Raw genomic sequence first — 12,630 nt, 5'->3', positions numbered from 1 at the left:
GTTCAATCAAGGCGGGCCGCCCACCGCAGCGCGCCCGCCAGGTGCGCACGGAAGTGCGGGTCGGCGTAGGCGGCCTCGGCGTGGCCGAGCGAGGTGTAGAACGACCTGCCGCCGCAGTTCTCGTGGCACCAGGCCAACGGATGGTCCGGCCCCATCGTTCCGCCTTCGTAGCCGCGCTCATCCACCGAGGCGAGTACGCGCACGCTCCCGCGTGGGTTCGGCGCGAACTCGTACCATTCGTCGCTGAACGACCACTGAGCCGGCAGGTGCGAGGTCGCCGGGTGGCGCTGGTCCTCGACCGTCACGACCGCGGGCTGGAAGGGCGGGTGCCGGGTGAACCGGGCACCGATCAGGTCGCCGAAGAAGTCCCAACTCGGCTCCGTGCCCGCCGCGAGATGCACCCCGACAAACCCGCCGCCGTCGCGCACCCAGCCGCTGAACGCCGCGCGTCCCTCGTCGCTCAGCACATCGCCACTGGTCGAGAGGAACACCACGACTCGGTAGTCGGCCAGCGCTTCCGGCGCGAACGCCGCGGGCTCTTCCGTCGCGTCGACCTCGAGGCCCACATCCCGGCCCAGTTCGCCGACCGCGGTCACGGCTGTGGGGATTGAATCGTGCCGGTACTGGGTCGTGCGCGTGTACACCAGTGCGCGCTGCATCGGCCCACCCTAGCGCGGCCCGCCGCTTGTCACACGCCTCTCGCACACCGTATGCGAGGATTCCTCACATGGGTGATCACGGCGGGACGCCCGCGCCTTTATGGATCGTTGCCGGCGCCCCAGGTGCCGGGAAAACCACGGTCGCCGCGCTGCTCGCCGACCGGCTCGACCCACACCCCGCCCTGCTCGACAAGGACACGATCTACGGCTCCTTCGTCGCCGCGATGCTCACAGCGTCCGGACGAGAGCCCGGGGAGCGCGAAGGCGACTGGTATGACGCCAACATCAAGCTCCACGAATATCAGGGCTTGACGGCGACCGCTCGGGAGATCCGCACGTTCGGCTGTCCCGTGCTGCTCGTCGCGCCGTTTACTGGCCAGATCCGCAACCCGGGGCGCTGGGAGGCCTGGTGCGCGCAGCTCGGCGGGGGAGAGGTACACCTGGTGTGGGTTTCTTGCGACCCAGAGATCCTGCGCCAACGGCTGATCGCCCGCGGCAGTGAACGCGATGGCGCAAAGCTCGCGGCTTATGCGCAGTTCATCGAGCGTATGCGTCCTGACGAACCACCGCCGCTGCCGCATTTCGCGATCTACAATACGAATGATCGAAATGAACAACAGCCGTCGGCGCACCTCGTCGAGCAGGTCGAACGGCTGGCTCGTACAGTGAACGGAGCGCGCGGGTGATTACGGTCGCGCAGGTCAGCGATATCCACGTCGGCACCTCTGAGCGCAATGAGGCTCGCGCGCAACGGCTCTTCGCGCACCTGGCCGAGCTTCCGCGTCCGGTTGACGCCGTCCTCATCACCGGCGACATCGCGGACCATGGCGCGCCGGAGGAGTACGAGAAAGTCCGAGCGCTGATCGCGACCCTGCCGTACCCGGTGTTCACCTGCCCCGGCAACCACGATGCACGCGGCGCGTACGTCAAGGTGCTGCTCGGCGAGGACGGGGAGGAAGGCGAGCCCGGACCGATCAACCGCGTGTACACGGCCAGCGCCGCGATCTTCGCTCTCTGCGACTCGACGATCCCCGGGAAACCCGGCGGCTACTTGGCGGACGAGACCCTGGAGTGGCTGGACCAGGTGCTGACCGACGCCCCGGAGGGCGCGCCGGTGTTCGTGTGCTTCCATCACCCTCCGGTGCTGGTTCACGCGCCGTACCTCGACGGCATGCGGCAAACCGGCGGTGAGCGGCTGGCGGCCGTCCTCCAGCGGCACAGCAACGTTGTCGCGATCCTCACCGGGCACGCGCACTCACCGGCCGCGACGACTTTCGCGGGCCTGCCGCTGCTGATCTCGCCCTCCGTGATCTCGACGTCGACCTTGCCCTGGGACGGCGAAGGTCTGATCGACGAAGAGGCACCCGCTGCCCTCGCCTACCACGTCCTCGACGACGAGTGGCGGCTGATCACACACTTCCGCGTCGTGCTCTGACTGACTGGCTGACTGGCCGACTGACCGACGTCCTATCGCAGGCTGCTGACGACCTGATAGCTCGGCTCGTCAAGGCTTTGCACCGTCAACACCGCAGCTGACGGCGTGCCGGATACGCGCAGCGCGTATCGCAGACCCGGCCAGCCGACGACCGTCACGGCTGCCTGCGGTGTCAGCGTCCGGTCATCGCGCATCGCCTCGCTTACTATCGCGACACCGGTGCCAGCCTGGGCCACCGTCGCGCTCGTCACGACCGACCCGGTCGACTCGATCAGTCGTTTCGCCGCGGCCAACGCGTGCGGAAGGATCGTCGAACTCGAACCCGGCTGTCCGAGGACCACGCCGTAAAGCCGCTGTGTCGCGCCGTTCGGGCCAGCAGCCACATCCGCGGCGAACATCAGGCAGCCCCCGGCCGCCATCGTCGAACCCGTCTTGATTCCGACGACGCCGTCCCGGCCCAGCAGCGTGTTGTAGTTGTGAATGGACCCGGCGACGGGGATCACCGCGCTCTTCTGCGCGACCAGCTGCGCGAAGGCCGGGATGCGCATCGCGTCCTCGGCGAGCAGCAGCTGATCCAGAGCCGTGGAGACCGTGCCCGCGTCGAGACCGGACGGATCGGTGTACCTCGAATGGGTCATGCCGAGTCGTACGGCAGTTCGGTTGATCCGGGTCAGGAAAGCCGGCACGCTCCCGGCGTCCCAGCGCGCGAGGATCTGCGCGACGTTGTCGGCTGAGGCCAGCAGCAGGGCCTGGAGCGCCTGCCGCTCGGTGAGCCGCTCACCCGACCTGACGGGCACGAGCGACTGTCCCTGCGCGACCTGCCGGCCGTAGGCCGCCGCCTCCGGGTACTCGACCGTGAGGGTCGGACCTGAGGCGCCGGGAGAGAGCGGATGATCGGTGAGGATCTGGTAGGCGGTCAACACCTTGGCGACGCTCGCGATCGGCGCTGCGGCGTTCACCGGGCCGGAGGAGCCGAGCCTGCCGAGCCCAGCGAAGGCGAGGGCCGCCTGTCCGGACGCTGGCCACGGGATCGGTTGCGGCGTGCCCGGGAAGACATAGGACGCCGGGATCTCCTGCACGACCTTAGGCGTGAGGATCGGAGCCGCGAACACCGCTCCCACGCCGCCGCCGACGCCCGCGACCAGGCCAAATCCCAGCCAAAGCGCGACGCGGACCCTGCGGCGGCGCCGCCGGATCGCCGACGCGGCGAGGGCGGATGCGCGGTCCGGGGCCCAGCGGGCGTGTCGTCTTCCCACATGATCAAAATATGCTGAATGGGTGCTTTGTCTGATCCTGGCGCGCGGAAGATTACGCCAAGTGGAGGCGCAGCCGATCCAGGAACCGGACGCCGCCCGGGCTCGAGAACCAGGCCGTGTGGTCGACGAAGTAGCGGTAGGCCAGTTCCGCATTCTGCGCGGAGCCGGTCACGCCGCGGAAGTAGTCGATCTCGCTCAGGGCGTAGTCCGCGTGACACAGCGCGAGCAGGTCAGGTAGCGCTGCGCGCTCGGACTCTGTCAGCTTCCTGATTTGCTGATAACCGTCGACGAGCGCAAGCGCCGCGTCCGCATGCACCGCCCTGTCGCCCATTTCATCAATCGTGAGCCACTCCACCGCGTTGCGTTCAATAGCCGTGGCGAGGTCATGCACCGCGAACGCCCGATCGCAAAGACCAAAGTCAAGCACCGTCGCGACCTGCACTGTCGCGACCTGCGCCGCCGATACCGCCGCCGCGTTCCACAAAAGATTGGAGGCGTGGAAGTCGTTGTGCGTCCACAGCGGCTCCAGCGTCGCGAGCTGCGGTCGTAGCCGATCATGATGCGGCAGATGCCAACGACGCACGTCCTCGCGCCACGACCGCCCCGAGAGGTCCTCGGCCAGCGCCGGCCGCATCGCGGCATACTGATCGACCGCCGCGATCGGGTCGTCGGCGGCGAAGATCGAGAAACCGGCGGTCAGCTGGCGCGGGGCGCGCGGCGGCGCGGCGTATCCGTGTGCTGCTTCGTGCAACTCTGCGAGTGCGCGCCCCGCGGCGTGCGCGTGACTGAGCTGTGTAAACGGCGACCAGGAGATCGCCTCCCGATACAGGTCCTCGCCGTCACCGACCGTGTGGACCTCGTACGTCCACTCGCCGTCGCCGACCGCTGTGCGGCCCTCCTCATCGGTCAGCACCTCGACGACCGCAGCGCCCCTGCGCCGAAGATGCGCGAGAAATGCATGCTCCTCGTGCAATCCGTCGAGCGAGCGCACGCGCCAGTGATGCCGTTTGACGAAGACCGATCCGCCGCGCGCCGTCTCGACCAGACCCGCAGCGGACAGCGGCCTAGGCGACCGCCAGGTCAGCGCGTGCGCGCCGCCGGCCTGCGGATAGCGGCGTAGCGCCGCATCGACCTCGTCCAGCGTGAGCGCTGGCCAGTCGGGAGCCACGTTCTCGGTACTCATGCCGTGCACGAGGTGCGACATCAGGGTACGTCCGAGGTCGTGCCGAGAGCCGAGAGCACCTGCTGCTCGAGCCGGGCGAACTCAGGCTGGAGGAAAGTCTGCGTGGTACGCGGACGCGGCAGATCCACGACTACCCGTGCGGCGAGCCTGCCCGGTCGCGAAGTGAGTACGTGAACTGAGTCAGCGAGGAACACTGCCTCACGGATGTCGTGCGTAACCAGCAGCACTGTCCACGAGTGCCGCTGCCACATCTGCGCCAGCCACAGCTGCATCTGCGTGCGGGTAAGCGAATCGAGCGCGCCGAACGGCTCGTCGAGCAGCAGCACGGACCGCTGCATCGCGACCGTGCGCAGCAGCGCCGCCCGCTGCCGCATCCCACCGGAGAGCTGGGCGGGATAGGAACGCTCGAAGCCGTCGAGCCCGAATTCCGGGAACAGCGGCCGGACCGCGGCTCGCGCCGCCCTCTTCGCGGTGCCCTGTACTTCGAGGCCGAGCGCCGCGTTGTCCTCGATCGTGCGCCACGGGAAAAGCAGATCCTTCTGCGGCATGTACGCGACCTGTTCGCTGTGTCCCGTCACCGCGCGACCGTCGACGTAGATGACCCCGCTCGTCGGGCGATCGAGGCCTGCGACGAGGTTGAAGAGCGTTGACTTGCCGCTGCCGCTCGGCCCGATGATCGCGGTGAACTCGCCTGGCCGCACCGCGAAATCAAGGCCCTCGAGCACGCGCAGCGGTGCCTGATCCGCCCTGGCGAATTCGTGGGTCAGCCCGCGCACTTCGAGCCGGTGCTGGCCGTCTCCCGCACGCTCGCCGCCGTTCACGTGCGGTCCTGGGCAGAACCGCGCCGCGTCTCGAACCTGCGCCACGGCGTCACCAGGCGCTCAAGCAGATACGTCGATGCGAACAGCAGCACACTGACAAGTGCGATCACCAGGATCGTGGCGAACACCAAGTCTCTTCGGAAGACCGACTGCATCTGCTGCATATAGATCCCCAGGCCGTCCTCCGCGCCGGCGTACTCGGCGAACACCGCGCCGCCGATCGCGTACGTGATCGAGACTCGCAGGCCGGTGAAGAAGAACGGCAACGCGCCAGGCACCCGCACCTTCGCAAAGGACTGCCAGCGGCTCGCGCCCATCGAGCGCAGCAGCCGCATCGCGTCGCCGTCCGCGGTGGCGAACCCCTCGGCCAGCGACGCGGTGAGCGGGAAGAAGGTGGCCAGCGCGACCAGCAGCACCTTCGGCAGCAGATGGAAACCGAAGATCACGACGAACAGCGGCGCGATCGCGACCACCGGGATGGTCTGTGACGCCACCAGCAACGGATACACCGCGCGCCGGGCCGCGTCGGAGAAGTCCATCGCGGTCGCGATCAGCCAGGAAAGTACGAACGAGAGCCCGAATCCAGCCGCCGTCTCCTCCAGCGTGGGCAGCGCGTTGTGCCAGAGATCCCCGCGCACCTGCCAGCCCGCCGAGACCACCTGCCACGGGGTCGGCAGCACCTGCGCGTCGCGGATCGCGAACTGCCCGACCAGTTGCCAGCCGGCGATCAGCGCGACGGCGAGAAGCAGCGGCGGCCACAGCGTGCGCCACACTCGGCGTCCGGTGCGGCCCGCGATCACCGGCGTCGTCACGGGCTTTGGTCGGAAGCCGGCAGATACGCGTTCGTATACAACGACGAAAGCTGCGGTTCCGCGGAGAGCGTCTTGCCCGAGGCGTCGGCCAGAATCCCATTGCTGTACAGGAAATCGGTCAGTGCTTTCCAGCGCGCGTCACTCTGCACGCCGATCTTGCCGGCAGGGTCCTTGTAGTACTGCGTCGCCTCCAGCACAGCACTCTGATCGACCAGCTCGCGCTGAGCGCCAAGTACCGACCGGTTCGCTTGGATCAGCAGATTCGCGGCTTGCTGCGGTTGGGCCGCAGCGTACTGGTATCCCTTGAGCGTCGCCGCGAGGAACTTGCGCGCGATGTCCGCGTGCGCGCTGAGGTATTGGTGCGAAGAGGCGATCAACGCCGAGTAGATCGGCGGGAATCCGTAGTCGGACACGTCGAAAGTGCGCAGCGGCTTTCCGACCAGCCGCGCCTGGATGACCTCCCAGGTCGGCTCAGGCAGCGCGAAGTCCGCTTGGCCCGCGTAGAGCGCCTGGTAGGCGTCCGTGTTGAGCGTCACATCCTTGAACGCGCCCGTCCCGCCCGCGTGCTTGATCACATACTTGAGCATCGGCTGCTCGAGCGGCGAGCCGTATCCCGCGTAAGTCTTCCCGTCGAGCTGCTTGGGCGAGGTGATCCCACTGTCATCGCGCACACCGATCACGACGTCCGTCTTCTGCGTGATCGCAAAGATCGAGGTGATGTCGCCGCCGGTGGCCGCGGCTTCCGTGAGCCCGTCCTGATAGGAGATGCCAAAATCGGCCTTGTGCGTCGCGACCAGCGTCTCCGGAGCGGTCGAACCGTACGGCACTATCTTCAGATCTATCCCGGCAGCCTTGTAATAGCCGAGCTGCTGCGCGACGAAGATGCCCGTGTGGTTGGTGTTCGGCGTCCAATCGAGCGCGAGAGTGACCGTGGTCAGCGGCCCGGCGGATGCGCTCCCGGAACCCGCCGACGCCGAGGAGGACGAAGACGAGCAGGCCGCGACGGCGCCGATGGCCGCGGTGAGCGCGAGCATGAGGCCGATGCGACGGCGAGCCGTGACGCGCGCGCTAGTGGCTTGACGTGCGGTTCGCTGCCCGAGGTCCATGGTCGATCATCATATCGCTAACGACCTGCGGTTCCGTATATCGGACTACTTCGGTCATCATGCGGGCCGACGCCGGACGGGTGCCGTCTGACCACGTTTCAATACCCCGTATCGTGGGATTGAGCGCACCATCTCGCGGCGCGACCGTGCGCGCAGGAGCAGTGGAGAAGAGCAAGGGGGAAACAGGAAATGGCTGCCGACAACGACAGTTCCGGAAATACCGCCGCCGGCAACGGCACGGCGGCGAGCGGTGCAGTGGCCGGCAACGGCGCGGTGAGCAACAGCATCGGCTGGATCGGCACCGGTCGCATGGGCAGCGCGCTGGTGACGCGGCTGCTCGGCGCGGGCCAGCAGGTGGCGGTGTGCAACCGCACCCGCGTGAAGGCGGAGGAACTGGCACCGCTCGGCGCGAAGGTGGTGGACACGCCGGCGGATCTGGCCGACTGCCGCACGGTCTTCATCACCGTGGACACCCCGGCCAGCCTGGTCGCGGTGGCCACCGCTCTGTTCGGCGGCGACCGAGGCCCGCGCACCGTCGTGGACTGCTCGACCGTCGACGCGCCCGCGGCGCGCACCCTGCGCGAGCTGGCGGCGAAGACCGACACCGCCGTGCTGGCCGCCCCGGTCAGCGGCAACGCTGGCGCGGTCTCCGGCGGCACCGCCTCGTTCTGCGTCTCCGGCCCGCAGGACGCCTACCAGCAGGTGCTGCCACTGCTGGAGATCCTCGGACGCTCCGTCAGCTACGTCGGCGATGGGGACGCGGCGCGCGTAGTGAAGCTGTGCCACAACATGCTCCTCGGCGTCATGGCGCAGACCCTGGCCGAGGTCTCAACGCTCGCCCAGCGCTACGGCGTCACCCGCACGGCCCTGATGCAGTTCCTCAACGGCTCGGTGCTCGGCTCGGACTTCACCCGGTACAAGACCCCGGCGATGCTGAACCTCGACTACACGCCGACCTTCACCACGGAACTGCTGCGCAAGGACTTCGACCTCGGACTCGCCGCCGCGCGCGTGGTAGAGAGTCCGATGCCCGTCGCGAGTGCGGCGTACCAGCGCATTCAGGAGGCGGTGACCTCGGGCCTGCGCGATCTGGACTTCGCGGCGCTGCTCGAACTCCAGGCGCGCGGCGCGGGCATGGAGCTGCGGTCCGAGGGCAACGCGGCAAGCTGATCAGCGCATACTTCGGCGGCCGGTGACGCGGACACTCACGTCACCGGCCGCCGCGCCGTTCCTGCTCAACGGGTCGAAACTCGGATGCGAAGGTGCCGGCCGGATGCCAGACTGGCGTATGGCTTGGCAGACTACTGACGACTTGGCGGCTTTCGATGCCGCCGCGCTCGATTTCCTGCGCGCACGACCCACCGAGAACACGATCCTGCTCTCCGTGCCCTCCGTGCTGCGAGAGCGCGGCCCGATGGCCTTTGGGGACGATCGCCCGCGCTTCGGCTGGTACCAGGACGCGGACGGCACGGTCAGCGGCGCGTTCCTGCAAACGCCGCCTCACCCGCTGCTCCTCTCCGACCTGCCCGAACGCGCGGCGACGCAGTCCCTCGTCGATGCACTGCGAGCTTCCGGACGTCCGCTGCCGGGAGTCAACGGTCCGCAATCCGTCGCCGAGGCGGTCGCCCGCGCGTGGTGCGCAGAGACCGGAGCCGTGGCGAGGGAAGGGTTGAGGCACCGCCTCTACCTACTCGGCGAGCTGACCAACCCCGAACCCGGACCGCCTGGATCCGCACGAGTCGCGACCACCGCGGACCTCGACCTGCTGCTCACCTGGTTCGTGGACTTCTCCGAAGAGGTCGGCGAACCGGTGATCAACGCGCAGCGGGCCGTGGTCGACCGCCTCGATTACGGCGGGCTGACGCTGTGGGAGGTGGACGGGGCGCCGGTCTCGATGGCCGGGATCACGCGGTTGCTTGAGGGTGACGGCATCCGGATCGGGCCGGTGTACACACCCAAGCCGCTGCGCGGGCGCGGCTACGCAGCGGCCGCGACCGCCGTGGCCTGCCAGACCGCGTACGACCGCGGGGCGCGCGAAATCTCGCTGTTCACCGATCTGGCGAATCCGACCAGTAACGCCCTCTATCAACGCCTGGGCTTTCGGCCGCTCGGCGACCGCGCGGTGTTCCACTTCGAGCCGCCGCACTGAATGTGTTGCTATCGCGAGGGCTCGCGCAGCATGATGTCATCGGATCTTTGATCGAGGACGAGAGGCCGAGCCGGTGCGCGTCGCGCTGTTCATCACGTGTCTGAACGACGCGTTGTTCCCCGACGCCGGGAAGGCGACCGTCGCGCTGCTCGAACGGCTCGGCGTGATGGTCGAGTTCCCGATGGCCCAGACCTGCTGCGGCCAGATGCACTACAACACCGGGTACCGCGACGACGCGGAAGCGCTGGCGCGTTCGTTCGCGTCGGCGTTCACAGGGTACGAATACGTGGTCGCGCCCTCGGGCTCCTGCGCCGCGATGGTGCGCGACATTCATCCGAGCATCGTGCCGGACGCGGCCGTGCCGCGCGTGCTCGAGCTGTCCGAGTTCCTGATCGACGTGCTCGGCGTCGAGGACGTTGGCGGCTACTTCCCGCACAAGGTCACCTATCATCCGACGTGTCACTCGCTGCGGCTGCTGAACGTCGGCGACCGGCCGGTGCGGCTGCTACGCGCTGTCGCAGGACTCGAACTCGCCGAGCTACCAGGAGCGGAGGAGTGCTGCGGATTCGGCGGCACCTTCTCGATCAAGAATCCGGACGTCTCCGTCGCGATGGGCACCGACAAGCTCGCCAACGCGGTCGGGACCGGCGCACAATACCTCGTCGCTGCCGACAACTCCTGCCTGATGCACATCGGCGGCCTCGCGCAACGCTCTGGAGCGCCGATTCGCACGATCCACTTGGCCGAGATTCTCGCAGCAACGCGCACCGACTGAAGCGTCAGCTGCCGGACACCGCCGCGACCGCCTCGGCGAACTGCCGCGCTGGTTGATCCCCGACCGGCCGCAGGATCACGCTGTCGACACCCGCATCCCAAAGCTGCCGCACCCGCTGCGCGACCTGAGCCGCGTTGCCCGAGACCGTGAAGACCTCCGACTCTGGGACGCCGAGCATCCGCGAGTACTCCGCCAGAACCGGCGCGAGCGCCTCCTGCACCTCGGCCGGGTTCTCGCTGACGCACAGGTGCGTGAAGATGACCAACTCGTGCGTATTGGAGTTCCCGGCGGCCGCACGCCCCTTCTCAATCAACGCCCTAATTCCCGGCAGGTCGTCCGGTCCGCGCCCCTCGACCACCAGCGTGCCGTCCGCGACCCTTCCCGACAGTTCCAGCGAGCGCGGGCCGATGACTCCGGCGATCACCGGCGGCGGCTGCTGTGGCGGGTGCACCAGCCGGATGTTCTCGAGGTGAATCGCGCGGCCGTCGACCGAGACCTCCTCGCCGCGCAGGATCGCCTGCACAGCGGTGATCGTCTCCTCTAACAGGGCGAGCTTGTGCGGTACGGCCGCACCGACCTGCGCCATCCAATCTGGCGCGCCGTGTCCGATGCCCGCCGCGAGGCGGTCTGGGTACAGCCTGGCCAGTGTGCCGAACTCCATGGCCAGCAAGGCCGGATTGCGCAGTGGTGCCGGAGCGATGCCGATGCCCACACGCAGCCGATCAGTCGCGGCGAGGACGGTGGCAGCCGACGCGATCGAGCCGGCCCAGCGCAGATCCTCGACCACCCACAGATCGTCCGCGCCCGCTGCCTCGACCTCACGCGCGAAGCCGACTAGCGATTCCGGCGGCAGCGACCGGTCGAACATGACCCCGAGGCGGCGGCTCGATGCGCTTCCCTGCTGTTCGATCATGTGGACACGCTAGCAGCGGCCACCGACATACGCCGTAGAAGGCGATGAGCTGCTTCGATGGATCGCATGGAACGGATAGTGCGTGAGGGATACAAGGGAACTGGACCCGGTCCGATCACTCCGGACGGCTGCGCTGTCGAGCTCTACGAACGCATTCCGCTCGGCCCGGAAGTGGACATCATTCAAGCGGCGGTACCGGCCGGTGCCACCATCCTCGAACTCGGCTGTGGCGTGGGGCGGATGACCCGGCCGATGACGCAGCGCGGATTCGACGTGACCGCGGTCGATGAGTCACCCGAGATGCTTGAACGGGTAGCCGACATCGGCGTGCGTACCGTACGCAGTCCGATCGAGCTACTGGACCTCGGCGAGCGGTTCGATGTGGTGCTGCTCGCCTCTTTCCTTGTCCATGCCGGTGACCCGAAGATCCAGCGCGGGCTGTTGAGCACCTGCCTACGGCACGTCGCCGACGATGGATGCGTCCTGATGCAGCGCCAGCCCGAAGGCTGGCACGAGCGCGTTCCGATTGAGGCGCCAATAGCCGACGGACTGGTGCGCGTCGTCTCCTCGGTTCCGGTTGGCCCCGAGGTCCGGCAAGTGCACGTCGAGTATCACTTCCCGGACGCGTATTGGACCCAGACCTACCTCGCGCGCCCCATGACGACCCCGGTGTTCGAACAGGTTCTTGCCGAGGCAGGGCTTCGAGTTGATGCGTATCTAACCCCGGACGGAACTTGGGTTCGTGCTGTTCCGGAGAATCAGAGGACCGGTTAACCGGACGACTGTCCCGTTCAACTGGACAACCCGCTTTTCCCCACCCGCTTACCGCCGGCCGCCGTCCCGCTTTTCCCTCAATAAACCCCCGCGATGACATCTCCGCTACGCGGATTGGGTGCAGCGGCGAGTCTCGTTTACGGCGGCCCTCGGCCACAGACGTCCTTGTGCGCTGGGTGTCTCGCGATAGCTTCGCCGACGGCGGTTGCGGGTAACGCGGGACACGCGTGCACAGGTTTTCCAGAAAGGCGGTACCAGCGAACCCGCCGGTGCTGCGTGTCACGCCGCATACGGTTCCGCGCGTGATCGGTGTGCATGGCGAGCCTCCGGAAAAGGTAAAGCGGAATGGTTTCCCTGTGTCTATTTTCCGGGGTTTCGGGGTGGTATGGAGGGTGCTTTCTCGGATTCCCCTGTTTGCGCGTGGTGGCGTGAACAACCTGTGCACGCGTGTCCCGCGTTACCCTCAACCGCCGTCGGCGAAGCTATCGCGAGACACCCAGCGCACAAGGACGTCTGTGCTCGAGAGCCGTTGTAAACGAGACTCGCCGCTGCACTCAATCCGCGTAGCGGAGATGTCATCGCGGGGGTTTATTGAGGGAAAAGCGGGACGGCGGCCGGCGGTTAGAGGGTGGGGAAAGGCGGGCTGTCCCGCTCAGCGGGACAAGCGGCGGATAGCGGTTGTCCAGTCAAAAGCGACGGCCCGCCGGCTCGGATCGAGTCGGCGGGCCGTGTTCGTCTTATTCAGAC

Annotated in this window: 13 protein-coding genes; 6 read left to right on the top strand and 7 right to left on the bottom strand. The window is 67.7% G+C overall.

The genetic code is table 11. The features are described from left to right. Positions 1-2: 2 nt before the first annotated feature. Complete coding sequence (locus tag VN779_RS05915; protein ID WP_325720958.1) at positions 3-659, bottom strand: ThuA domain-containing protein; 657 nt, start codon at positions 657-659, stop codon at positions 3-5. Positions 660-727: 68 nt separating this feature from the next. Here VN779_RS05915 and VN779_RS05910 point away from each other — a divergent pair, with 68 nt between their 5' ends. Continuing rightward, positions 728-1,345, top strand: coding sequence for an AAA family ATPase (locus tag VN779_RS05910; RefSeq protein ID WP_325720956.1), 618 nt, complete (start codon positions 728-730; stop codon positions 1,343-1,345). Next, positions 1,342-2,094 (top strand): metallophosphoesterase, encoded by a 753-nt coding sequence (locus VN779_RS05905; protein WP_325720954.1) that lies wholly within the window; start codon positions 1,342-1,344, stop codon positions 2,092-2,094. The genes VN779_RS05910 and VN779_RS05905 overlap by 4 nt, the downstream gene beginning before the upstream one ends. 32 nt (positions 2,095-2,126) lie before the next feature. On the opposite strand, the gene VN779_RS05900 is transcribed toward VN779_RS05905, so the two are convergent. The 5 genes from VN779_RS05900 to VN779_RS05880 are packed head-to-tail and all read right to left on the bottom strand — an operon-like array spanning position 2,127 to position 7,200. Beyond that, on the bottom strand, positions 2,127-3,350 hold the full coding sequence (locus tag VN779_RS05900) for a D-alanyl-D-alanine carboxypeptidase (RefSeq protein ID WP_325720952.1): 1,224 nt from the start codon (positions 3,348-3,350) through the stop codon (positions 2,127-2,129). Positions 3,351-3,402: 52 nt separating this feature from the next. Then, positions 3,403-4,533 carry a phosphotransferase enzyme family protein gene (locus VN779_RS05895; protein ID WP_325720950.1) on the bottom strand — a complete coding sequence of 377 codons (1,131 nt, stop codon included), beginning with the start codon at positions 4,531-4,533 and terminating at the stop codon, positions 3,403-3,405. Positions 4,534-4,553: 20 nt separating this feature from the next. Next, positions 4,554-5,309 (bottom strand): ABC transporter ATP-binding protein, encoded by a 756-nt coding sequence (locus VN779_RS05890; RefSeq protein ID WP_349260668.1) that lies wholly within the window; start codon positions 5,307-5,309, stop codon positions 4,554-4,556. Positions 5,310-5,350: 41 nt separating this feature from the next. After that, complete coding sequence (locus VN779_RS05885; protein ID WP_325720947.1) at positions 5,351-6,166, bottom strand: ABC transporter permease; 816 nt, start codon at positions 6,164-6,166, stop codon at positions 5,351-5,353. Beyond that, positions 6,163-7,200 (bottom strand): ABC transporter substrate-binding protein, encoded by a 1,038-nt coding sequence (locus tag VN779_RS05880; protein ID WP_325720946.1) that lies wholly within the window; start codon positions 7,198-7,200, stop codon positions 6,163-6,165. Before VN779_RS05880 ends, VN779_RS05885 begins: the two co-directional genes overlap by 4 nt. A 261-nt stretch (positions 7,201-7,461) precedes the next feature. Between VN779_RS05880 and VN779_RS05875 the strand changes: the two genes are divergently transcribed. The 3 genes from VN779_RS05875 to VN779_RS05865 all read left to right on the top strand — a co-directional run bounded on the left by VN779_RS05875 (position 7,462) and on the right by VN779_RS05865 (position 10,196). After that, the gene (locus VN779_RS05875) at positions 7,462-8,442 is read left to right on the top strand and encodes an NAD(P)-dependent oxidoreductase (protein ID WP_325720945.1); all 981 of its coding nucleotides are present in this window, start codon (positions 7,462-7,464) and stop codon (positions 8,440-8,442) included. A 103-nt stretch (positions 8,443-8,545) separates the two neighbouring features. Beyond that, positions 8,546-9,421: a GNAT family N-acetyltransferase gene (locus VN779_RS05870; protein WP_325720943.1), complete on the top strand. Its 876-nt coding sequence runs from the start codon at positions 8,546-8,548 to the stop codon at positions 9,419-9,421. A 73-nt stretch (positions 9,422-9,494) separates the two neighbouring features. Continuing rightward, complete coding sequence (locus VN779_RS05865; protein ID WP_325720941.1) at positions 9,495-10,196, top strand: (Fe-S)-binding protein; 702 nt, start codon at positions 9,495-9,497, stop codon at positions 10,194-10,196. A gap of 4 nt (positions 10,197-10,200) precedes the next feature. Here VN779_RS05865 and VN779_RS05860 read toward each other — a convergent pair whose 3' ends face one another. Then, complete coding sequence (locus VN779_RS05860) at positions 10,201-11,109, bottom strand: LLM class flavin-dependent oxidoreductase (protein ID WP_325720939.1); 909 nt, start codon at positions 11,107-11,109, stop codon at positions 10,201-10,203. A 66-nt stretch (positions 11,110-11,175) separates the two neighbouring features. Between VN779_RS05860 and VN779_RS05855 the strand changes: the two genes are divergently transcribed. Continuing rightward, positions 11,176-11,883: a class I SAM-dependent methyltransferase gene (locus VN779_RS05855; protein WP_325720937.1), complete on the top strand. Its 708-nt coding sequence runs from the start codon at positions 11,176-11,178 to the stop codon at positions 11,881-11,883. The last annotated feature ends 747 nt before the right edge of the window (positions 11,884-12,630 follow it).

Origin of the sequence: Actinocrinis sp. (assembly GCF_035605935.1) — a bacterium.
GTDB lineage: Bacteria > Actinomycetota > Actinomycetes > Streptomycetales > Catenulisporaceae > Actinocrinis.
Note: the sequence above shows the minus strand (reverse complement) of the source record. Positions and strands in the feature narration are given on the sequence as shown.

What these genes read in the sequence shown, in the direction of transcription:
- VN779_RS05910 (WP_325720956.1), top strand. Translation starts at nt 728, where the DNA reads ATGGGTGATCACGGCGGGACGCCCGCGCCTTTATGGATCGTTGCCGGC.
- VN779_RS05870 (WP_325720943.1), top strand. Translation starts at nt 8,546, where the DNA reads ATGCCAGACTGGCGTATGGCTTGGCAGACTACTGACGACTTGGCGGCT.
- VN779_RS05860 (WP_325720939.1), bottom strand. Translation starts at nt 11,109, where the DNA reads ATGATCGAACAGCAGGGAAGCGCATCGAGCCGCCGCCTCGGGGTCATG.
- VN779_RS05880 (WP_325720946.1), bottom strand. Translation starts at nt 7,200, where the DNA reads ATGCTCGCGCTCACCGCGGCCATCGGCGCCGTCGCGGCCTGCTCGTCT.
- VN779_RS05875 (WP_325720945.1), top strand. Translation starts at nt 7,462, where the DNA reads ATGGCTGCCGACAACGACAGTTCCGGAAATACCGCCGCCGGCAACGGC.
- VN779_RS05915 (WP_325720958.1), bottom strand. Translation starts at nt 659, where the DNA reads ATGCAGCGCGCACTGGTGTACACGCGCACGACCCAGTACCGGCACGAT.
- VN779_RS05895 (WP_325720950.1), bottom strand. Translation starts at nt 4,533, where the DNA reads ATGAGTACCGAGAACGTGGCTCCCGACTGGCCAGCGCTCACGCTGGAC.
- VN779_RS05855 (WP_325720937.1), top strand. Translation starts at nt 11,176, where the DNA reads ATGGAACGGATAGTGCGTGAGGGATACAAGGGAACTGGACCCGGTCCG.